At 68.7% G+C, this 20551-nt stretch carries 18 protein-coding genes; 6 read left to right on the top strand and 12 right to left on the bottom strand.

Annotated elements, in window-relative coordinates:
- Positions 1–143: 143 nt before the first annotated feature.
- The 10 genes from BM052_RS14090 to BM052_RS14135 form a co-directional block, all read right to left on the bottom strand.
- Positions 144–599, bottom strand: a complete 456-nt coding sequence (locus tag BM052_RS14090; protein WP_091147913.1) for an EF-hand domain-containing protein — start codon at positions 597–599, stop codon at positions 144–146.
- A 75-nt stretch (positions 600–674) separates the two neighbouring features.
- A complete protein-coding gene (locus BM052_RS14095; RefSeq protein ID WP_091147915.1) occupies positions 675–1364 on the bottom strand; it encodes a hypothetical protein in 690 nt (229 codons plus the stop codon).
- Positions 1365–1407: 43 nt separating this feature from the next.
- Positions 1408–2793, bottom strand: coding sequence for a pyruvate dehydrogenase complex E1 component subunit beta (locus BM052_RS14100; RefSeq protein ID WP_091147916.1), 1386 nt, complete (start codon positions 2791–2793; stop codon positions 1408–1410).
- Positions 2793–3878, bottom strand: a complete 1086-nt coding sequence (pdhA, locus tag BM052_RS14105) for a pyruvate dehydrogenase (acetyl-transferring) E1 component subunit alpha (protein ID WP_091147918.1) — start codon at positions 3876–3878, stop codon at positions 2793–2795. Before pdhA ends, BM052_RS14100 begins: the two co-directional genes overlap by 1 nt.
- Before the next feature lie 134 nt (positions 3879–4012).
- On the bottom strand, positions 4013–4333 hold the full coding sequence (locus BM052_RS14110) for an FtsB family cell division protein (protein WP_091147920.1): 321 nt from the start codon (positions 4331–4333) through the stop codon (positions 4013–4015).
- A 45-nt stretch (positions 4334–4378) separates the two neighbouring features.
- Positions 4379–5878, bottom strand: a complete 1500-nt coding sequence (locus BM052_RS14115) for an efflux transporter outer membrane subunit (RefSeq protein ID WP_091147922.1) — start codon at positions 5876–5878, stop codon at positions 4379–4381.
- 19 nt (positions 5879–5897) lie between these two features.
- Positions 5898–7022: an ABC transporter permease gene (locus tag BM052_RS14120; RefSeq protein WP_255406152.1), complete on the bottom strand. Its 1125-nt coding sequence runs from the start codon at positions 7020–7022 to the stop codon at positions 5898–5900.
- A gap of 91 nt (positions 7023–7113) precedes the next feature.
- Complete coding sequence (locus BM052_RS14125; protein WP_091147923.1) at positions 7114–8244, bottom strand: ABC transporter permease; 1131 nt, start codon at positions 8242–8244, stop codon at positions 7114–7116.
- Positions 8241–10016: an ATP-binding cassette domain-containing protein gene (locus BM052_RS14130; RefSeq protein WP_218151558.1), complete on the bottom strand. Its 1776-nt coding sequence runs from the start codon at positions 10014–10016 to the stop codon at positions 8241–8243. Before BM052_RS14130 ends, BM052_RS14125 begins: the two co-directional genes overlap by 4 nt.
- Positions 10013–11014 carry an HlyD family secretion protein gene (locus BM052_RS14135; RefSeq protein ID WP_091147925.1) on the bottom strand — a complete coding sequence of 334 codons (1002 nt, stop codon included), beginning with the start codon at positions 11012–11014 and terminating at the stop codon, positions 10013–10015. Before BM052_RS14135 ends, BM052_RS14130 begins: the two co-directional genes overlap by 4 nt.
- Before the next feature lie 223 nt (positions 11015–11237).
- Here BM052_RS14135 and BM052_RS14140 point away from each other — a divergent pair, with 223 nt between their 5' ends.
- Positions 11238–13112, top strand: coding sequence for an ABC-F family ATP-binding cassette domain-containing protein (locus BM052_RS14140; RefSeq protein ID WP_091147997.1), 1875 nt, complete (start codon positions 11238–11240; stop codon positions 13110–13112).
- 219 nt (positions 13113–13331) lie between these two features.
- Here the strand turns inward: BM052_RS14140 and BM052_RS14145 are convergent, their stop codons facing one another.
- Complete coding sequence (locus BM052_RS14145) at positions 13332–15170, bottom strand: DEAD/DEAH box helicase (protein ID WP_091147927.1); 1839 nt, start codon at positions 15168–15170, stop codon at positions 13332–13334.
- A gap of 229 nt (positions 15171–15399) precedes the next feature.
- Between BM052_RS14145 and BM052_RS14150 the strand changes: the two genes are divergently transcribed.
- The 5 genes from BM052_RS14150 (at position 15400) to BM052_RS14170 (ending at position 20254) form a co-directional block, all read left to right on the top strand.
- On the top strand, positions 15400–16173 hold the full coding sequence (locus BM052_RS14150) for a DUF2334 domain-containing protein (protein ID WP_177198484.1): 774 nt from the start codon (positions 15400–15402) through the stop codon (positions 16171–16173).
- Positions 16174–16360: 187 nt separating this feature from the next.
- Positions 16361–17527 (top strand): glycosyltransferase, encoded by a 1167-nt coding sequence (locus BM052_RS14155; RefSeq protein WP_255406153.1) that lies wholly within the window; start codon positions 16361–16363, stop codon positions 17525–17527.
- 26 nt (positions 17528–17553) lie between these two features.
- Positions 17554–18480 (top strand): hypothetical protein, encoded by a 927-nt coding sequence (locus tag BM052_RS14160; protein ID WP_091147930.1) that lies wholly within the window; start codon positions 17554–17556, stop codon positions 18478–18480.
- The gene (locus BM052_RS14165; protein WP_369821539.1) at positions 18477–19022 is read left to right on the top strand and encodes a DUF2141 domain-containing protein; all 546 of its coding nucleotides are present in this window, start codon (positions 18477–18479) and stop codon (positions 19020–19022) included. Before BM052_RS14160 ends, BM052_RS14165 begins: the two co-directional genes overlap by 4 nt.
- The gene (locus tag BM052_RS14170) at positions 19019–20254 is read left to right on the top strand and encodes a glycosyltransferase (protein ID WP_091147932.1); all 1236 of its coding nucleotides are present in this window, start codon (positions 19019–19021) and stop codon (positions 20252–20254) included. Before BM052_RS14165 ends, BM052_RS14170 begins: the two co-directional genes overlap by 4 nt.
- Before the next feature lie 54 nt (positions 20255–20308).
- Here the strand turns inward: BM052_RS14170 and BM052_RS14175 are convergent, their stop codons facing one another.
- Entirely contained in the window at positions 20309–20449 is a 141-nt protein-coding gene (locus BM052_RS14175) for a hypothetical protein (RefSeq protein WP_255406154.1), read from the bottom strand.
- Positions 20450–20551: the final 102 nt, after the last annotated feature.

The following is a 20551-nucleotide window of genomic DNA, read 5'->3' on the forward strand; positions in this document are numbered from 1 at the left end:
GCGGCTCACGAAAGCAAATGTCGCGATGGGTTCCCGGATACGTCAAACTATGATGGTCTCCCCGGCATAGCCGGGGGATTACCTTTGGGATTTATTGTCTTCAGGGTGATGTCGTCACGTTGCGACGCACTTCCCCCACCCGATCAGCACGAGCACTTTGGCTTCGGCCGGGGCGGCGGCGCGGTGCGGGCGAATTCGCGGGGGGTGAGCCATTGGTCCCGGTCGGCGTCGGCCTGGTCGAACTTGTCGGCCGTCGCCACCGCCCACTCCTCGAACGTCAGCAGGTTGTTGCCGTCCTTGTCGAGTTTGCGGAAACCCTCGCTGCGGGTCGAGAGCATCTCGTTGCGCGAAACCCGCCCGTCCCTGTCACGATCGTAGCGACCGAAGCGGCGCTGTTCGCGGGTCAGCGCGGTCGCCTCTGGCGGGGCGGGCCCAGCGAGATCACCCGCATCGGCGCTCGGCAAGTCCTCGGGCGCGGCCGAAGGCTGGGCTTCGGGCGGCGGCGCCGCGTCTTCCACCGCGGCGCGGCCCTGGAGCCAGAACAGGCCCACGCCGAGCATGACCAGCACCGCCAGGCCACCAAGCAGGAAACGATTCACTTGGGGACTCCTTTCATGAGAGCCCTGATAGAACCGCACCTTTCCCTTGTAGAAATTACATGTTCTTCATCGCCGTCAAAAACCCAGCAATCCCAGCCGCATCGCCTTGAGCAGGGCGGCGGGTGAGAACGCGGCCGCTTCCTCTCCCTTGTCGAGCCGCCGGTGGGCCAGTGCATGCAGGACCAGCAGCGGGCGCAGGCGGCGCGAGAGGCGCGGCCGGGGCCCCTTCCCGGCGCCGGCCAGCGCCGCCGCCTCGGCACGCTCACGCGGATCGCCGAGGCGCACGGCCAGGTCGGCCAGCCCCCATTGCTCGCCCAGCCGGGATGCAGCTTCGGCTTCCGCTTCCCGTCCCAGCGCGCGGGCGAGAGCGGCGAAAGCCTCTCCCCGGCCGCGCGCCATGGCCGCCAGCGCCTCGCCCGGCAGCGGCGCCGGGCCGGTCAGCGCCTCCCAGCCATCGACCAGCGCGGTCAGCGCCTTGTGCTCGCCGTTCCAGCTGCGCAGCGCCGCCAGCAGCGGCTCGCCTTCCGGCCACTCGCCCTGATCGCGCCCCAGCGACTCGCGCCACCACGCCAGCCGCAACTGCGCGAGCATCGGTTCGCGCGAGTGGCGCAGCAGCCCGGCCAGCCGCGCATCGAGCCCCAGGAGCGCGAGCGTCGGCAAGCGGGCCGGCCCAGGCGCATAGGCCAGCGCCAGCCGCGAGATCGTGGGCAGCGACGCGACGAGGATCTGTTCGTTTCCCGGCATCATTTCAGCTGTTTCCGTCATCCCGGCATTCGCCGGGACGACGAGGCGCCCAAGAGGCGCCCGATCAGCGGTAGCAGACTTTCCTCACCGCCTCGATCACGCGCGCGGTATCGATCAGCGCCGCTTTCTCCAGGTTGGCGGCATAGGGCAGCGGCACGTCCTCGTTACAGACGCGCACGACCGGCGCGTCGAGGTGGTCGAAGCCTTCCTCCATGCAGATCGCCGAGATTTCCGAGGCGATCGAGCAGACCGGAAAGCCTTCCTCGGCCACCACCAGCCGGTTGGTCCTGGCCAGGCTGTCCAGCACCGCCTGCTTGTCCAGCGGGCGCAAGGTGCGCAAGTCGAGCACTTCGGCCTCGATGCCCTCGGCCGCGAGGGTCTCGGCCGCTTCGAGCGCGATGCCGACGCCGATCGAATAGGATACGATCGTCACGTCCTTGCCCTCGCGCATGATCCGTGCCTTGCCGATCGGCAGGACGTGATCGTCAAGCTCGGGCAGTTCGAACGTGCGGCCATAGACCAGTTCGTTCTCCAGGAAGACCACCGGATCCTCGCAGCGGATCGCGGCCTTGAGCAGGCCCTTGGCATCCGATGCATCATAAGGCGCGATCACCACCAGGCCAGGGACGCTGGCGTACCAGGGGCCGTAATTCTGCGAATGCTGCGCGCCCACGCGCGCCGCCGCGCCGTTGGGGCCGCGAAACACCACCGGGCAGCGCATCTGGCCGCCGGACATGTAGTTGGTCTTGGCCGCCGAATTGATGACGTGGTCGATCGCCTGCATGGCGAAGTTGAAAGTCATGAATTCCACGATCGGACGCAGGCCGCCCATCGCCGCGCCGGTGCCGATGCCGGCGAAGCCATATTCGGTGATCGGCGTGTCGATCACGCGCTTGGGCCCGAATTCGTCGAGCAGGCCCTGGGTGACCTTGTAGGCGCCCTGGTATTCGGCCACTTCCTCGCCCATCACGAAGACGCGGGGATCGCGGCGCATTTCCTCCGCCATGGCATCGCGCAGCGCCTCGCGCACGGTCGAGGTCTTCATGTTGGTGCCATGGGGGATTTCAGGGTCCGTCCGGGGCCGGACCGCGCCGGCCGGCGGGGCCGAGCCGCCTGGGGGCCCCTTCTTCGTTTCCTGGGCCGCGGGAGCCTCGCTCACCAGCGGCTCCGCCTTGGCCGGCGGGGCCGCGACGCTGGCCGCATCCTCGTCCTCGCCCGCGAGCATGGCGATGACGGTGCCGACCTTCACGCCCTCGGTGCCTTCGGGCACCAGGATCCTGCCCATGGTGCCTTCGTCGACGGCTTCGAATTCCATCGTCGCCTTGTCGGTCTCGATCTCGGCGAGAATGTCTCCGGAAGTGACCTCGTCGCCTTCCTTGACCAGCCATTTCGCGAGCTTGCCCTCTTCCATCGTCGGCGAGAGCGCGGGCATCTTCAGTTCGATCGCCATCAGTAGCGCTCCACCAGCACGTCGGTATAGAGTTCGGACATTTCCGGTTCGGGCGAATTCTCGGCGAAGTCGGCCGCCTCGGCCACTTGCGCGCGCACCCGCTTGTCGATTTCCTTGAAGCTCGCTTCGGAGACGCCCATTTCCATCAGTTCGTTCTTGGCATGTTCGATGGGATCGCGCTTTTCGCGCACGCCCTGCACTTCCTCGCGGCTGCGGTACTTGGCGGGATCGGACATCGAGTGGCCGCGATAGCGATAGGTGTTGAGCTCCATCAGCACCGGCCCGTTGCCGCCGCGCACATGCGCCAGCGCGATCTCCGCCGCCTTGCGCACTTCCAGCACGTCCATGCCGTCCACCTGCATGCCGGGAATGCGGAACGCGGTGCCGCGCCGATAGAAATGGGTCTCCGCCGAAGAGCGATTCACGGCGGTGCCCATGGCGTACTGGTTGTTCTCGATCACGAAGATGATCGGCAGCTTCCACAGCGAGGCCATGTTGAAGCTTTCGTAGACCTGGCCCTGGTTGGCGGCGCCGTCTCCGAAATAGGCCAGCGTCACGCCGCCGTCCTCGTTGTACTTGTGGGCAAAGGCCAGGCCCGCGCCCAGCGGCACCTGGGCGCCGACGATGCCGTGCCCGCCGTAGAACCGGTGCTCCACGCTGAACATGTGCATCGAGCCGCCCTTGCCTTTGGAGATGCCCGAATGGCGCCCGGTCAACTCGGCCATGATGACCTTGGGATCGATCCCGTAGGCCAGCATGTGGCCATGATCGCGATAACCGGTGATGACCGAATCGAGTCCACCCTCGAGCGCGGACTGCAAGCCCACCGCCACCGCTTCCTGCCCGATGTAGAGATGGCAGAAGCCGCCGATCAGCCCGAGCCCGTAAAGTTGCCCCGCCTTCTCCTCGAACCGCCGGATGAGCAGCATCTGCTCATAGAGATGCAGCAGTTCCTCCTTGCCCGCCTTGTGACGGCGATCGGCCGCATGGGCTTGCTGGAGGCTGCGCAGGGCGAAGTCGTCCTCCTCCGCCGGAAGGGCAGCGGCGCCTTCGCCGTTCGGTTCATTTCTCGTGGCCTTGGGCAACGGGGACTCCCCATTCTTGGTGCGATCGATTCACACGCGATATAGCAAGGCCCCGCGAAAGCGGAAGCCGCGCGAGGGGAAATAGGCATGGTAAGCCAAATGCAATAGCCCCTTGACGGGCCATCGACCGGCGGTCAGCGCCCTTCGGGCAGCAGCATCACCATTTCGTCTGGACGCGCGACATTGAGGTTGCCGCGCAGCAACTCGCCCGCCAGGTCCGGATCGACCTTGTTCGGCGCGAGGAGATTGACACGGTTCTTGAGCCGATCGCGCTCCGCCATCAGTTCGACAAGCTTGACCCGGCGCTGTTCCAGCATGCGCTGGTTTTCGCTCCAGGCGATCAGGCCGCTGGGACCGGCGACCACGAAGAGACCCATCAGCAGCAGCACGGCAAGCGCCAAGCCCTGCACGAGCCGCTCCTTCGCCAAGCTGGAATCCTGCCGCATGGTTCTCATCAAATCGATAGAATCACAATTGCTTGCGCATTGCAAGGCGGGGTTTCACGAAGCCGCCGAAGCGATCCGGGGCGGAGCGTTGCCGATCGCCTTGTTGATGGCGACGAAGCGTGTGCGCAGGCGGCCTTCGGTGTCGGCCAGATCGCGCAAGGCTTGCACATGCGCGCGGCGGGCGTCGATGACCGGCAGGTAGTTGGTCGTCCCGGCCCGGTATCGGGCCTCGGCGAGTTCGAGCGCAGCGGCGGTGTTGCCCACCCGGGCGGCCAGGCTATCCCGCTGTTGCCGGTCGGCGGTGTAGCCGCTCAGCGCGTCGTCGATCTCCTGCCATGCCGTCAGCACGGTGCGCTGGTAATTGACCGCCGCCTCGCGCGCTTCCAGCTTGCGCAGCCGCACCACGCTGCGGCGGCGGCCGCCGTCGAACAGCGGGAGGTCCAGGCTGGGCCCGATCGACCATGTGCGGCTGGCCCAGTCGAACAGGTTCTGGCTGCGATAGGATTCGAGGTTGAAGCCGCCGCCCAGGCGAATGCCGGGATAGAGATCGGCCACCGCGATGCCGATGCCGGCGGTCGCGGCGTGGAGCTGCGCCTGCGCGGCGCGCACGTCCGGCCGGTCCAGCGCCACTTCGGAAGGCATCCCCAGCGAAAGGTCGGGCATGGCGCCTTCGACGGGCCCCGCCACCGGACGCAGTTCCTCGTCGATCTCCCCGGGGTGCCGGCCCAGCAGCACGGCGACGCGGTTGACCTGCAGGGCCTCGCGCGCCTGGAGCCCGGGCAGGCCCGCCTCCAGCGCATGGAGCGCGGCGCGTTCGCGTTCGATCTCGGATTCGTCCCCGAGCCCGCCCTTGACCCGGGCGGCGACCAGTTCCGCATGGTCCCGCAGCAGGGCGATGTCCTCGCTGGAAAGCGCGATCTGGCGCTGCGCGGTCCGCAAGTCGAAATAGGCCTGCGCCACTTCGCTGGCGACGCTGAGCCGCGCGAGGTCCAGCAGGGCCTCCTGCTGCGACGCCCGCGCCCCCGCCTGCTCGATCGTGCGCCGCACTTTGCCCCACAAGTCCAGCTCCCACGACGCGTCGAAGCCGCCGTGGTACAGCGTGTAGGGCTGGGACAGGAACTTGGCGAGCGTCGCCCGGTCGGCCCCGAGCACGTCGAACAGCCGCGTCGAGGCGCCATACTCGCTCTGCCGGGTGCGGGCGACGTCGGCCCGGGCATCGACCTGCGGCAGCCCCAGGCCCCCCGCACCCTCCAGCTGGACGCGCGCCTGGGCATAGTGGAGCGCGGCGGTCTCGATGTCGGGACTGGCGGCAAGCGCCTCCTGCTCCAGCCGGTCGAGCACCGGGTCTCCCAGCAGGGTCCACCAGTCGGCCGGCATGCGCGCGCCGGCCGCGACCGGCGAGACCAGCGCGGGATCACCGCTGCGCCAGCTTGACCAGTCGTCCGGCGCGGCCGGCTGGGGAGCGGCGAAATCGGGCCCCACCGTGCACCCCGCCGGCAAGGCGGCAAGACCGAGTGCGAGACCGAAGAGAGGGGCGGCGCGGGCGGCGTTCATGGCGTGGATTCCATCTTCATCAGGCCAGGCGATTGCGGAACAGCCAGGCGGCAAGCGGCAGGGTCACGCCTGCCACCGCCACCATCGGAAGGAAGTCGAAGACGACATCGCCCAGCCCGGCGCCTTCGAGATAGACTCGCCGCACCAGGTCGACGCCGAAGCGCAGCGGGTTCGCGTAAGTCGCGATCCGCAGCACGTCGGGCATGTTGCGCACCGGCGTCAGCAGGCCCGAGAGCAGCGTGAGCGGCATGATGACCAGGAACGTGTGCAGCATCGCCTGCTGCATGTTCAGCGACAACGCCGAAATCGACATGCCGATCCCCACCGACGCCCCGGTGAAACCCAGCAGCCCGAGGTAGAGCAGCCACGGCGAGCCGGCCATCGGTATCTGGAACCAGAAGCGCACCACCAGCAGCACGAGCGTCGACTGCATCACGCCGACCATGATGGCGGGAACCGCCTTGCCGACCAGGATCTGCAGGGGTGTCAGCGGAGTTACCAGCAACTGGTCGAAAGTGCCCTGCTCCCGCTCGCGCGCGATCGAAAGCGCGGCCAGCAGCAGGGTTTGCAGCATGCTCAGCGTCGCGATCATGGCGGGCATGATCTGCCAGCGCGAATCGAGATTGGGATTGAACCAGGCGCGCCGCTCCACGGTGATCGGCGAGGCCGCGCCCCGCGCCTTGTTGAAGGCCATCGTCACCGCGGCGACATAGCCCGCCGCCGCGCCCGCCGTGGTCGAATTGCGGCCGTCGAGGATGACTTGCAGCGGCGCCTCCCGGCCGGCCGCGAGGCGCGTCGCGAAATCGGCGGGAATGCTGATCGCCAGCAGCACCTTGCCGTCTTCGATCACCTCGGCGATCTGGCCGGGACTGGCCAGCGTCGCCTCGCGCTCGAACACGCCGGTGCCATCCAGCCGCGCGAGGAACGCGGTCGAGGCGGCGCTGCGGCTCTGGTCCAGCACGGCATAGGGCACGTGCTTGAGGTCGAACGTGGCGGCGTAGCCGAACAGCATCGACTGGATCATGATCGGGGCGGCCAGGATCACGCGGTTCGCCGGATCCTTGAGCAGCGCGATGATCTCCTTGCGGCACAGCGCGAGGATCTGCGCGAGGCTGGCGACGAGGCGCTCCATCGGCCCGGTCATCCGAATGCGCCGTTCGTCGTCACAATGGATGCCGCAGCACGTTCGGCATGACGGCCCGAAAGTGGCCCGAACTTCGTCACCGCCACCACCTTCAATCCAGCCGCTTGCGCAAGGTGCGCCAGGTCAGGGTGAGCAGGACCAGCGAATAGCCCAGCATGATGGCCCCGTTTCGCAGCACCATCGCCCAGTCGGTCCCTGCCAGGAACAGCGTCTTGACGACGCCCACGAAGTGCGTGGCCGGCACCAGCTGGCTGACGATCCTGACCACCAGCGGCACGTTGCGAAGATCGAAGACGAAGCCGGAGAGCATCAGCGCCGGCATGAAGCTGACGAGCAGCGCCATCTGGCTCGCCGCGAACTGGTTGCGCGTGATGCCGGAAATGAACAGCCCCATCAGCAGCGACACGATCAGGTAGAGCAGCGATGCCGCCAGGATCACCAGCAGCGATCCGCGGATCGGCACATTGAACAGGACCCGCGCCGCGACGATGCACATCGCCAGGTCGATCAGCCCCACCACCAGATAAGGCGCGATCTTGGCGAGCACGAGTTCGAGCGGGCGCACCGGCGTGACGAACAGCGCCTCCAGCGTTCCGCGCTCCCACTCGCGCGCGATCAGCATCGAAGTCAGGAACGCGCCGACCAGGGTCATTATCAAGACCACGAGGCCCGGCACCAGATACCAGGTGCTGTCCCCAGCCTCGTTGAACCAGATCCGCTGCACCAGCACGACATTTCCAACACCTGCCCCAACCACGCCGCCCCGATCCATCCGGCGCTGGACGACCGTGCCGATGGCGCCGTTGACATAAGCTTCCAGGCTGGTCGCCATCGTCGTATCAAGGCCGTTGAGGATCAGCTGGACTCGCGCGTCGCCCTGTCCCTGCCGGCGCGCGAAGTCGACCGGCACGCGCACGATCGCATCGACCTTGCCCGACCGCAGCATCGCTTCCGCTTCGGCCATCGTCCCGACCCGGACCGGCACCATGTATGGCGAGCCTTCGATCCCCGAGACCGCTTCCCGGGCGACGGCCGAATTGTCCTCCAGCACCATCGCCACCGGGGCATCGGTGACATCGAACGAGAGCCCGTAGCCGAACAGCAGGATCAGGCCCATCGGCAGCAGCAGACCCACCAGCAGGTTGCTGCGATCGCGCAGCATCTGGCGGCTTTCCTTGCGGATCAGGGCGATCAGGCGCCTGAGGAAGGGAGCGCCGTTCATGCCGCCACGCGCGCGTGGCCTTCCGCGGCGCGGGCCTGCTCGACGATGGCGATGAAGGCCTCGTTCATATGGCCCGCCGCAGTGCCCGAGCGCGCGCGCACTTCCCGGGGCGTGCCGAGTGCCAGCAGGCGCCCGGCATCCTGGATGGCGACCCGGTCGCAGTATTCGGCCTCTTCCATGAAGTGGGTGGTCACCACGATCGTGACGCCCGCCTGCGAAAGCGCGGTGATAGTGCGCCAGAACGCCCGCCGCGCAAGCGGATCGATGCCGCTGGTCGGCTCGTCCAGGAACAGGATCTCCGGTTCGTGCAGCAGGCCGGCGGCCATCGCGAGGCGCTGCTTGTAGCCCAGCGGCAGGTTGCCGCTGGGGGCCGAGGGATCGAGGTCGAACTGGCGGATGATCTCCCTGACGCGGTCCTGCCGCCGCTTGCCGCGAAGACCGTAGGCACCGCCGAAGAAATCCAGGTTCTCCCGGACCGTCAGGTTCGAATAGAGCGAGAATTTCTGCGCGACATAGCCGATCCGCGCCCGCGCCGCCGCGCGCGCCGTGCGCAAGTTGACGCCGGCCACCCGCAGTTCCCCGCTGCTTGCTGGCAACAGGCCGCAGAGCATCCGGAACGTGGTGGTCTTGCCCGCGCCGTTGGGACCCAGCAGTCCGAAGATCTCGCCGCGCCGGACGTCGAAGCTGGTGTTGGCGACCGCCGTGAAATCGCCGAAGCGCCGCACCAGGTCGCGCACCAGGATCACCGGCGCCCCGTCATCGCCGGGGATCGGCCCATCCGCCCGTCCGGCGGCCAGCGGCGGCGGAACCGAAGCTTCCCGCGCCGGCCCCTCGTGCTCGTGAAGCAGGAGCATGAAGGCGTCCTCCAGTTCCGCCTCGCGCGGCTGCGCGTCGCAGCCGTGCAGCAGTTCCTTCAGCCGGGCATCGTCGCAAGCCGGCTGCCGGATGAAGCGCACTTGCCCGCCGCTCGGCACGGCATCGACGACAAGGCCCGGCGCGTCGATCAGCCGCGCCTGCAAGTCCCGCGCCGGCACGTCCGCGTCCGGCGTGACCACATAAGTCAGTCCGTCCGCCCGCGCCGTCAATGCCGCCGGCGTGCCTTCGGCCAGGAGCGCCCCCCGGTTGAGAACGAAGACCTGGTCGCAGCGCTGGGCTTCGTCCATGTAGGCGGTGCTGGCGATCACGCTCAGCCCCTCGGCCTCGATCAGTTGCTCGATGATCCGCCACAAGTCGCGGCGCGAGAGCGGGTCGACCCCCACGCTCGGTTCGTCCAGCAGCAGCAGGTCCGGAACGCGAACAAGCGTGCAGGCCAGGCCCAGCTTCTGCTTCATGCCGCCGGAAAGCTTGCCGGCCGGGCGCTGCGTGAAGCTGGCGAGATCGGTCATCGCCAGCAGACGGGAGAAACGCTCCGCGCGCACGGCCGGCGGCACGCCGTGCAGGTCCGCGTAGAGATCGAGGTTCTCCTGCACCGAGAGATCCTCGTAGAGGCCGAAGCGCTGCGGCATGTAGCTGATGCGGTTCTGCACCGATTGCGGATCGACCAGCAGGTCGATGCCCAGCACCGACAGCTTGCCGCCATCGGGCCGCAGCAGCCCCGCCATCATCCGCATCAGCGTCGTCTTGCCGGCGCCGTCGGGCCCCACGAAGGCGGTCAGCGTGCCGGGACGGATCGAGAGCGAAATGCCTGCGACAGCGTCGAACGGCTTGCCGTCGGGGCCACTGAACGTCTTGCGCAAGCCTTCGATGACGACGCTCGGAGGTGCGTCGATCACCGCGGCGCCCCGGTCTGGAGGCGGACCGTGACGGGCTGGCCAAGCCGCAGCAGGCCCGCCCGATCATCCACCCGCACCCGCACTTCGTAGACAAGGCTGGTGCGCAAGTCCTCGGTCTCCACCGACTTGGGCGTGAATTCGGCGACCGAGGAGATATAGCCCACTTTGCCGGGCACCGGCCGGTCGGGCGCGCTGTCGGTGGTCACCCGCGCGGCCATGCCCGGCTTTACCCGCCCCAGGTCGGCCTCGCCCACATAGACGCGAATCCACTTGGGGCTGGCCAGGGCCAGCTCGAACACCGCCCGTTGCGGAGAGGCCATGTCCCCCACCTCCAGCAGGCGGGAACGCACCACCGCGTCTTCGGGCGCGCGCAGTTCGCCTTGCGCGATCCGGTGGCGCGCCAGCGCCAGCGCCGCCTGAGAAGCCTTGAGCTGCGCCTGCGCGCCCGCCACGTCTTCCGCGCGCGGCCCCTTGATCGTGAGCCGCAAGGCCTCGCCCGCTTCCTGCGCTTGGGCGCCGGAAGCCTTGGCGGCGCTGGCGGCACGGTCGATCTCCTGCCCGGACACGCCGCGCCCCTGCGTGCTCGCCGCCACCTCGCGCAGGCGCGCCAGGTCGGCGGCGGCGCGCGCGGCGTCCGCCTGCGCGGCGGTAAGGCGTTCGCGCGCCTGCCGCACTTCCTCGGGCCTTGCGCCATTGCGCATGCGCAGGAGATTCTGCTGGTCGGCAGCGGCCCTGGCCTCGGCCTGCTCGGCTTCGAGCCCAAGCGTGCTGGTATCGAGCACGGCGAGCAGGTCTCCCGCCTTGACCAGATCACCCTCCTCGGCCTTGAGCGCCGCGACACGGCCACTGCCGTCGAACGCAAGCGAGACCTGGCGCACGTCGACATTGCCGTGCAGGACAAGCGTGCCCGCATCCCCGCCACCGCGCGACAGCCACCAGAGCGCCCCTGCGGCGACGAGCGCGGCAAGCACGAGAGCACCGATCACGGATTTCTTCATCGACACTCCCGGCCTTGCTGGGTGAAACCTTTACTGCCGCCTGTGCCAAATTCCATTGGTTCGAACTCATGTTCCACGAAACTTGGTATTGTGCTTATACGATCCTGTCATCGCATTGCAGCAGGTCAAACTCCAGGGAAGTTGACCTTCGTCAGATAAAGTTCGCCGGATGGGGGCGTATCGCGGTTTTGCTTTCGCCCGCGTCCTGCTAGGCGCACCCACCATGCTGACGATCCGCGACATCACCGTGCGCCTTGGCGGGCGCACCATCCTCGACGGCGCGAGCGCCACGCTTCCGCAGGGCGGCAAGATCGGCCTGATCGGCCGCAACGGCGCCGGCAAGTCGACGCTGGTCAAGACCATCATCGGCGAACTCGAGCCGGACGGCGGCGCGATCGACATGCCCCGCCGCGCCCGGTTGGGCTACATCGCGCAGGAAGCGCCGAGCGGCAGGCGCACGCCTTTCGAGGCGGTGCTGGAGGCGGACACCGAACGCACCGCGCTGCTGGCCGAATCGGAAACCTCCGTCGATCCCGATCGTCTGGGCGACGTGCATGAACGCCTGATCGCCATCGACGCCTATTCCGCCCCGGCCCGCGCCGCCCGCATCCTGGTGGGCCTGGGCTTCGACGAGGCGATGCAGGCCCAGGCGCTGGACAGCTTTTCGGGCGGGTGGAAGATGCGCGTGGCGCTCGCGGCGCTGCTGTTCAGCGCGCCCGACGTGCTGCTGCTGGACGAGCCTTCGAACCACCTCGACCTGGAAGCCACGCTGTGGCTGGAGAGCTTCCTGCAAGGCTATCCCGGCACGCTGCTGGTCATCAGCCATGAGCGCGACCTGCTCAACACCGTGGTCGACCACATCCTGCACCTCCAGGCGGGCAGGCTGACGCTCTATCCCGGCACTTACGACAGCTTCGAGCGCCAGCGCGCGGAACGCGCCCTGCAGGCCGCCGCCGCGCGCGCCGGCCAGGAAGCGCAGCGCAAGAAGCTGGCGGACTACGTCGCCCGCAACTCCGCCCGCGCCTCCACCGCCAAGCAGGCGCAGTCGCGCGCCAAGATGCTGGCCAAGATGCAGCCGATCGCCGCCGCAATCGAGGATCCATCGATGCGCTTCGACTTCCCGAGCCCGGACGAACTGCGCCCGCCGCTGGTGACGATGGATCTCGCCGCCGTCGGCTACGCACCCGGGGAGCCGGTGCTGCGCCGGCTCAACTTGCGCATCGATCCGGAGGACCGCCTGGCGCTGCTCGGGCGCAACGGCAATGGCAAGACCACCCTGGCGCGCCTGCTCGCCCGCCAGCTCGAGCCGATGGAAGGATCGCTCAGCTTCTCGCCGAAAATCCGCATCGGCTATTTCACGCAGTACCAGGTGGAAGAGCTTCCGGCCGACTCGACGCCGCTGGAACTGATGACCCGCGCCATGACCGGCAAGCCGCCGCAGACGGTGCGGGGCCAGCTCGGCCGCTTCGGCTTCTCGGGCGACCGTGCGACGGCGGAGACCCGGACCCTCTCCGGCGGAGAGCGCGCGCGCCTGGCGCTGGCGCTGGTGACGCGCGATGCGCCGCACCTGCTCATCCTCGACGAGCCGACCAACCACCTCGACGTCGACGCGCGCGAGGCGCTGGTCCAGGCGCTCAACCAGTTCGAAGGCGCGGTGATCCTGGTCAGCCACGATCGGCACATGGTGGAACTGGCCGCCGACCGCCTGGTCCTGGTCGATGACGGCACCGCCACGAACTATGACGGATCGATGGAAGATTACATCGATTTCGTGCTCGGCCGGAACCAGCCCCGGGCCGACGACAAGCCCGCCGGCAACAAGGCCACGCGCAAGGCCGGCGCCCTCGCGCGCGAAGGCCTGAAAGCGCTGCGCCGCAAGGTGACCGAGGCGGAAACGCGGATGACCCGGCTGCAACGGCAGCTCGCGGCCTTCGATGCCGCGCTGAGCGACCCTTCAGCCGCGACCGGGGACCTCAAGGGCCTTGCCATCGGCGAGATCGGCCGCCGCCACACCGCCACCATCGCCGAACTGGAACAAGCCGAAACAGCCTGGCTCGCCGCCAGCGAGGAACTGGAAGCGGCATTGGGCGGCGGCTGACACCGACCAACTCATACCAAGTCTCCTTGTTTTCGTCTTTGCGAGCCCGCGAAGCGGGTGAGTTCTTATCAATGCCGGTCAGTATGAGCCGCAAAATGGATGCTGAACCAGGTTCAGCATGACGACCTTGCGAGGAGTATTCCCATAAGCGATTGCCCATCCCCGGAAGGGGACGGGCTTCACGGGTTCGCGCCAGGCCGGCCCGTCCGCGCTTCGGCGTCACTCCGGCCGCTTGCCCTTTTTCGGCTTCTTGTGGAACGGCTTGCCGCCGGGCTTGCCGGGGCGAACGTCAGGGCGGGTGTCGGGCCGCCCGCCGGGTCGGTCGCCGGTCGGGCGCGGGCGACGGGGGGCGCTGTCGGGACGGGACTCGCCCTCCCCGTGCCCATGCGGGCGACGGCCGCGCCCTTGCGGCCCGTCGCGGTCGCGGCTGCGATGCCTGGCGACATCGCGCGGCGTGTCCGGTGCGCGCTCGATGCGGATGCTCGCCTCGTACTCGCCATCCTCGCGCGCGGTACGCTCGACGGCGCGGGCGAACTGGTCGGCCAGGGCCGCGGGGATCTGGAAATGCGTCTGGTCGGCCGAGATGCGGATCTGGCCGACGGCATCGCGCGTCACGTGACCCCTGCGGCACAGGACCGGCAGGATCCAGCGCGGCTCGGCGTGCTGCTGGCGGCCCGCGTCCATGCGGAACCACACCACGTCGTCGAAACCGGGACGCTCGCGCTTCTGGCGCGCCTCGGGCGAGTTGCCGAGCAGTTCCTCGGGCTGCGGCAGCGCCGCGCGGTGGGCGCGGACCAGCGCGGCCGCCAGGTCCTCGGCGCTGACTTTGCCGAGCAGTTCGGCGGCGATCGCGCGATCCTCCTCCTCCGCTTCGATCGGGGTAAGCAGCTTTTCCATCAGCCGCTCGCGGTCCTTGGCGCGGATCGCTTCGGGATCCGGCGCCTCTCCCCACTCCGCCTCGATCCGGGCGCCGCGCAGCATCATCTCGACCCGGCGGCGGCGGGGATAAGGAACCACCACAACGGCGGTGCCCTTCTTGCCCGCGCGCCCGGTGCGGCCGGAGCGATGCTGCAACGTTTCGGCGTCGCGCGGGATCTCGACGTGGATGACAAGGCTGAGCGAAGGCAGGTCGATGCCGCGCGACGCGACGTCGGTGGCGACGCAGATCCGCGCCCGCCGGTCCCGCAGCGCCTGCAAGGCGTTGTTGCGCTCGTTCTGGCTGTGCTCGCCCGACAGCGCCACCGCGGAAAATCCGCGCTCGACCAGCGTGGCGTGCAGGTGCTTGACGTTGTCGCGCGTCGCGCAGAACAGCATCGCCGTCTCCGCCTCGTGGAAGCGCAGCAGGTTGACCACCGCGTGCTCGATATCGGAAGGCGCGACCGTCACCGCCTTGTAGGCGATGTCGCCATGCCCGCGCGCCTCGCCCATGGTCGAGATGCGCAAGGCATTGCGCTGGTAGCGCTGCGCCAGCGCCTCGATCGGGCGCGGCATGGTTGCCGAGAACAGCAGCGTGCGCCGCCCCTCGGGCGTTGCGTCCAGCAGTTCCTCCAGATCCTCGCGGAAGCCCATGTCGAGCATCTCGTCGGCCTCGTCGAGCACGACCGCCCGCAAGGCGCCGAGCTTCAGCGCGCCGCGTTCCAGGTGATCGCGCAAGCGCCCGGGCGTGCCCACCACGATCGTCACGCCGCGCTCGAGCTGGCGGCGTTCCCGTACCGGGTCCATGCCGCCCACGCACGTCACGATGCGCGCGCCGGTGCGGGCGTAGAGCCATTCCAGTTCCCGGCTGACCTGCTGCGCCAGTTCGCGCGTCGGCGCGATCACCAGGGCCAGCGGGCTTTCGGCCGGCCCGAGGGCACCGTCCGGCTCATCGGCAAGCAGCTCGTCCGCGATGGCAAGGCCGAAGGCCACGGTCTTGCCCGAGCCGGTCTGCGCCGAGACGACGAGATCGCGGCCGCGCGCCTGCGGTTCGATGACGGCCAACTGGACGGGCGTCAGCGCCTCATAGCCATGCGCGGATAGAGCCTCGGCAAGAGGCTGGGGAAGAGGAGGAAAAGTCATGATTTCTGAAAGAATCCTGCCGCGTCGAGCGGTTCGAATGAACGGGGGGAAAGATGCGCGAAAGGCCTGCCTTCGGGCTGGTTGGCGGCGCTATAGCGCAAATCGCGACATTTGGCGCGCACCAATTTCACGGGCCGATTCCATCGGGCGGGCGGCCCCCGTGGGATCCCGGCGGCTGGGGATGATCCGGTGTCGCGGCGCCGTCATGGATCGGGCATAGAGACAAGCCATGACTCCCTCCAATGGCGACAAGCGCCTCCTGGCCAATGGCGACAAGCGCCTCCTGGCGTCGATCCATGACGTCGGCCCCGGCTTCGAAAGCCAGGTCGAGCAATTGTGCGGCCTGCTGGAACGCCGGCTGGGCGGCCCGCGTTTCGCGATGCTGGTGGTGCCCGATCACTGGGGCCGCCATCCCTTGCGCGCGGACCAGGCGTTCCAATCGAAACTGCGCGCGTGGTCCGATGCCGGCGTGGAGATGTTCGTCCACGGCTGGTTCCATCGCGACACCGCCGAACACAGCGGCGCGGCGCGGTTCAAGGCCCGGCACCTGACGGCGGGCGAAGGCGAGTTCCTCGGCCTTGACGAGGCCGCCGCGCTCCAGCGCATGCGCGACGGCAAGGCCCTGGTCGAGGATGTGATCGGCCGCCCGGCCGCCGGCTTCATCGCCCCGGCCTGGCTCTATGGCGAAGGCGCGCGCGCGGCGCTGCGGCAGGCCGGTTTCGCCCTTGCCGAGGATCACTGGAAAGTCTGGGACGCCGGCAGCGGCGCCGTGCTGGCAAGCGGCCCGGTCGTGACCTGGGCAAGCCGGTCGCGGATGCGCACCGCCTCCTCGCTCGCCTTCGCCGCGCTGGCCCGGCGCGTGCTGGCACCGATGCGCACGGTTCGCGTCGCCGTTCACCCCGGCGATGTCACGAAGCCTTCCCTGATCGCCAGCATCGATGCCACCCTGCGCCGTTTCGCACGCACGCACCGCCCCTCCCGATATGCGGAAATCCTCCGCTGACGGGAGGTTCATGGCGGTTCGGGGACGGTTTCACGTCGCCGGCGTGACAGGCAAGGCACCGTCACAAACCCGAAATCCGGACCCCGTAGAGCCCCACGGAATCTCCAGGAAAAAGCCACCGCGCAAGCTGCGGACGGCGATCAACGGCGGCGTCCGATCGAGCATGCAAGGACCACTCAGGATCACGGTGCCAATCCACAGCCTGGAACCGGGCGGCGTCGAACGTGTCGCACTCGGACTCGCTTTGGAATGGCATCGTGCCGGCCACCGCGTGACCGTGGTGCTCGGCCGCTCGGGCAGCCGCAACTTGTGCAGCGCCCCGCCGCTCGACTACTGGCAGATTCCCACCCGGCTGCCGACCGCATCCTGGGAAACGCCCTGGATGGTGCATAGCCTCTACAGCTATCTGGTGGCCCATGGCAGCGACGTGCTGTTCTGCCCGGGCAACACTTACGCCGTGGTCGCCGCCGGGATCAAGCTGCTGCTGGGCGAACATGCGCCGCCGATGGTGCTGAAGGTCAGCAATGCCCTGAGCCGGCCGGACATGCCGCCGCTGATGCGGCGCGGCTATGCATCCTGGCTGCGCGTCCAGGGCGCGCTGTTCGATCGCCTCGTCGGCCTTTCCGAGCCGATGCAGCGCGAAATCCGCGAGAGCACGCTCGCCCGGACGGAACAGGTTCCGGTGATCGCCAACCCCGTAATCACCCGCAAGCGGCTTGGCCAGCTCGCCCGGCTGAAGCGCGCGCCCGGCTCGGCCTGGGGCACGCGCTATCTTTCCGCCGGACGGCTGGTGCCGCAGAAGAACTACGCCATGCTCCTGCGTGCCTTCGCGCGCGCCGCCCGCCCGCACGACACGCTGACGATCGCCGGCGAGGGACCCGAGCACGCGGCGCTGGAACGCCTCGCGGAGCGGCTCGGGATCGCCGCGCGGGTCCGGTTTCCCGGCCACCTTGCCAGTATCGACACGCTCCTGCCCGAAACCGACGTGTTCGTGCTCAGCTCCGATTACGAGGGCCTGCCCGGCGTGGTCGTGGAAGCGCTGGCGGCGGGCCTGCCGGTGCTGGCCACCGACTGCTGCGTCAGCATGGCCTGCCTGCTCGACCACGGCCGCACCGGCCTGCTGGTGCCGCGCGGCGACGAGGCGGAGTTCGCCGAAGGGCTTGCCCGCATCCGCCAGTTCCGGACCGACCCGGAGCGCGCCCGCGCCATCGCCGCGATCTACGAAGTGGAAAGCGCCGCGCGCCGATACCTGGAAATGATGGCCGAACTCAGCCGCAGCCACCGCCGCGAAAGCGGGCGCTGGCCCTGCCTCAACCCGATGTCGCCGCGCACCACCCGCCATCACATGCACTGAACCGCGAAAGTCCCCCGGAGAAATTTGTGCCCGAAACCGCTGCCGCCGTGGCAACCGACATGCCGGCGATCGAACTGACACCGCAGGACCGCAACCCTCATCGCGGCCGCAACGCGGTGTTCTCGATCGCTCTTTCGCTCGCGGTGATCGGCGCCGTGATCCATGAAATGGGCGGGCTCGACGTGCCGCGCCTGCTGTCGATGGTGCCTGCAAGGCCATCCTTCTGGATCTTCTTCGCGGCGGCCTACCTCGTCACGCCGGCCAGCGAGTGGCTGATCTTCCACCGCCTGTGGCGCATCCCGCCGGCCGGGTTCCTCGCGCTGCTGCGCAAGAAGGTCTACAACGAGCTGCTGCTCGGCTATCTGGGCGAGGCCTATTTCTATACCTGGGCGCGCCGACGCGTCTCGCTCGATGCCGCGCCCTTCGGCGCGGTGAAGGACGTGGCGATCCTTTCCGCGATGACCGGCAATGTCGTCACCATGGCGCTGCTGGTGGTCATGCTGCCGCTGCTGGGCAAGACCGGGCTGGGCGTCGACACGCGCATGCTGGCGCTCTCGCTCGGCGTCATCCTGGCCCTGTCGCTGGCGGCCATGGTCTTTCGCCGACGCGTCTTCACGCTGCAGCGAAGCGAACTGGTGATGATTACCCAGACCCACCTGGCGCGCATCATCCTTTCGACCGTGCTTTCGGCGGTGGTCTGGCATCTTGTACTGCCGGAGGTCCCGCTGTCCTGGTGGCTCTACCTCTCGACGCTGCGCCTGCTGGTCTCGCGCCTGCCGCTGATACCGAACAAGGACCTGCTGTTCGCCGGCATCGCCGTCCTCTCGCTGGGGCACGAGCGCGACATCGGCGCGCTGATGACGCTGATGGCCGGGCTGATCCTGGCGACGCACCTGGTGCTCGGCAGCCTGATCGCGATCAACGACCTCGCGAACCCGGAGAAGCGCGCGTGACCTTCACCGGCTGCCCTGTCGTTTCCCTGATCGCGGCCCTGCCGCTGCTGACCGCCGCCACGCTTCCCTCGACACCGGACCTCGGCAAGGCGGAAGGACGCTGCCGTCCGGGTGAGGGCGGGCCGGCGTTCCTGGTCGCCGTGGAGGGCCTGAAGGACCGCCAGGGCAATCTCAAGCTCGAAGTCTATCCGGACAACGACAAGGACTTCCTGGCTGACGACAACCTGCTGATCGGCGCCGGCAAGACCTTTCGCCGCGTGGAAATCCCGGTGCCGCCCTCGGGAACCCCACAGCTCTGCGTGCGCCTGCCCGGGCCCGGCACTTACGCGGTGAGCCTGCTTCACGACCGCGACCGGGACCGCAAGTTCAACTGGCGGATCGACGGCATCGGCTTTGCCGGAAACCCCCGGCTCGGCTGGGGCAAGCCCAAGGCCCGCAAGGCGAGCGCGGCGGCCGGCAGCGGGCTGACGCCGATCGCCATCGTGCTCAACTATCGTAGCGGCCTTGGCGTCGCGCCGCTTCGGACGGGGCTGAACCGATGAAGATCCTCGACGTCTGCGCCTTCTATTCGCCGCAGGGCGGCGGCGTGCGCACTTACGTGGAACAGAAGCTCAGGATCGGCCCGCAACTCGGGCACGAGATCGTGATCGTGGCGCCGGGCGACGAGGACGCGGTGATCGCGCGCGGGCCGGGCGCGCGGATCGTGCTAATCAAGAGCCCGCGTTTTCCGCTCGACCGCAAGTACTGGTATTTCAACGAGGCCGAACGCCTCCATGCGACGCTCGACGCCGAGGCTCCGGATTTCGTCGAGGCGACTTCGCCCTGGCGCAGCGCCGGGCTCGTCGCCGACTGGCCGGGCCGGGCACCGCGCAGCCTGGTGATGCATGCCGACCCGCTGTCCGCCTACGCCTACCGCTGGTTCGGCGACATCTTCTCGCGCCAGACGATCGACCGGCGGTTCTCGCTGTTCTGGGAACACCTGCGCCGCCACAGCCGCCGTTTCGATCACGTGGTCTGCGCCAACAGTGACCTTGCGCGGCGCCTGCGCGAAGGCGGGGTGGCCCATACGGTGACGATCCCGATGGGCGTCGAGCCGGGCTGCTTCTCGCCCGCGCACCGCGATCCGGCCCTGCGCGCGCGGCTGCTGGCCGCCTGCGAGCTGCCCGAAAACGCCGCCCTGCTGCTGGCGGCCGGCCGCCTGGCCCCCGAAAAGCGCTGGCCGATGGTGGTCGACGCGGTGAACGCCGCGAGCCGGGACATGCCGATCGGGCTCGTCATGCTGGGCGAAGGGCGCGAACAGCGCACGATCCTGCGGCACATCGCCGGCAATCCGCACATCCGCCTGTTCACCCCCGAGCGGGATCGCCGGGCCTTCGCCCGGATCCTCGCGAGCGCCGATGCGCTGGTCCACGGCTGCGAGGCAGAAACGTTCTGCATGGTCGCCGCCGAGGCGCGGGCAAGCGGGATTCCGGTGATCGTCCCCGACGCCGGCGGTGCCCAGGACCACGCGCTCGGCGGCGCGGGCCGCACTTATGCCGCGTGCGATCCCGTCGCGGCGGCGGCGGCCATCCGCGACGTCGCGTCCGCGCGCTTATCGGAACAAGGAACGCGAAATCGGGATCAAGGTCCGTCCACCTTGCCGAAGGGTGTTGGGTTCAGCGGGGCGGATTTTCGGCATGGCGCTCCGGCAAGCACCCGCACCATGAACGAACACTTCGAGGAACTCTTCACGACTTATGCGGCCGCGGCCGCAACCTCGCGGCGGGCGGCCTGATACGAGATTCCCTCGGTCGGACCGCTTGCCTCCCTCCCGCCGAGGGACCTGGCATCAGCGCCAATCCGGCCAGAGCGGCCGCGTCACTTGCGGGTGGTTGCCGGGATCTTCGGGAAGCTGTTCGTAGCGGGGCTGGAATCCCAGCAGGACGTACATCTCCCGCTCAAGGTAAGGCGCCGCGTCGCCCGCGCTCATGTCGACTCGGGCGCATTCGCCGAGACCAGGCAATTTCGTCCGGAAAAGTCCCCTGCGCATGACGGAAACACCTCTCGAACAGCCGCCTGGACCGCCCGGCTA

It is taken from the genome of Novosphingobium sp. CF614, assembly GCF_900113255.1.
In the GTDB taxonomy this organism is placed as follows: Bacteria; Pseudomonadota; Alphaproteobacteria; order Sphingomonadales; family Sphingomonadaceae; genus Novosphingobium.

What these genes read in the sequence shown, in the direction of transcription:
- BM052_RS14095 (WP_091147915.1), bottom strand. Translation starts at nt 1,364, where the DNA reads ATGACGGAAACAGCTGAAATGATGCCGGGAAACGAACAGATCCTCGTC.
- BM052_RS14100 (WP_091147916.1), bottom strand. Translation starts at nt 2,793, where the DNA reads ATGGCGATCGAACTGAAGATGCCCGCGCTCTCGCCGACGATGGAAGAG.
- BM052_RS14110 (WP_091147920.1), bottom strand. Translation starts at nt 4,333, where the DNA reads ATGAGAACCATGCGGCAGGATTCCAGCTTGGCGAAGGAGCGGCTCGTG.
- BM052_RS14115 (WP_091147922.1), bottom strand. Translation starts at nt 5,878, where the DNA reads ATGAACGCCGCCCGCGCCGCCCCTCTCTTCGGTCTCGCACTCGGTCTT.
- BM052_RS14120 (WP_255406152.1), bottom strand. Translation starts at nt 7,022, where the DNA reads ATGACCGGGCCGATGGAGCGCCTCGTCGCCAGCCTCGCGCAGATCCTC.
- BM052_RS14125 (WP_091147923.1), bottom strand. Translation starts at nt 8,244, where the DNA reads ATGAACGGCGCTCCCTTCCTCAGGCGCCTGATCGCCCTGATCCGCAAG.
- BM052_RS14135 (WP_091147925.1), bottom strand. Translation starts at nt 11,014, where the DNA reads ATGAAGAAATCCGTGATCGGTGCTCTCGTGCTTGCCGCGCTCGTCGCC.
- BM052_RS14140 (WP_091147997.1), top strand. Translation starts at nt 11,238, where the DNA reads ATGCTGACGATCCGCGACATCACCGTGCGCCTTGGCGGGCGCACCATC.
- BM052_RS14145 (WP_091147927.1), bottom strand. Translation starts at nt 15,170, where the DNA reads ATGACTTTTCCTCCTCTTCCCCAGCCTCTTGCCGAGGCTCTATCCGCG.
- BM052_RS14150 (WP_177198484.1), top strand. Translation starts at nt 15,400, where the DNA reads ATGACTCCCTCCAATGGCGACAAGCGCCTCCTGGCCAATGGCGACAAG.
- BM052_RS14170 (WP_091147932.1), top strand. Translation starts at nt 19,019, where the DNA reads ATGAAGATCCTCGACGTCTGCGCCTTCTATTCGCCGCAGGGCGGCGGC.
- BM052_RS14175 (WP_255406154.1), bottom strand. Translation starts at nt 20,449, where the DNA reads ATGAGCGCGGGCGACGCGGCGCCTTACCTTGAGCGGGAGATGTACGTC.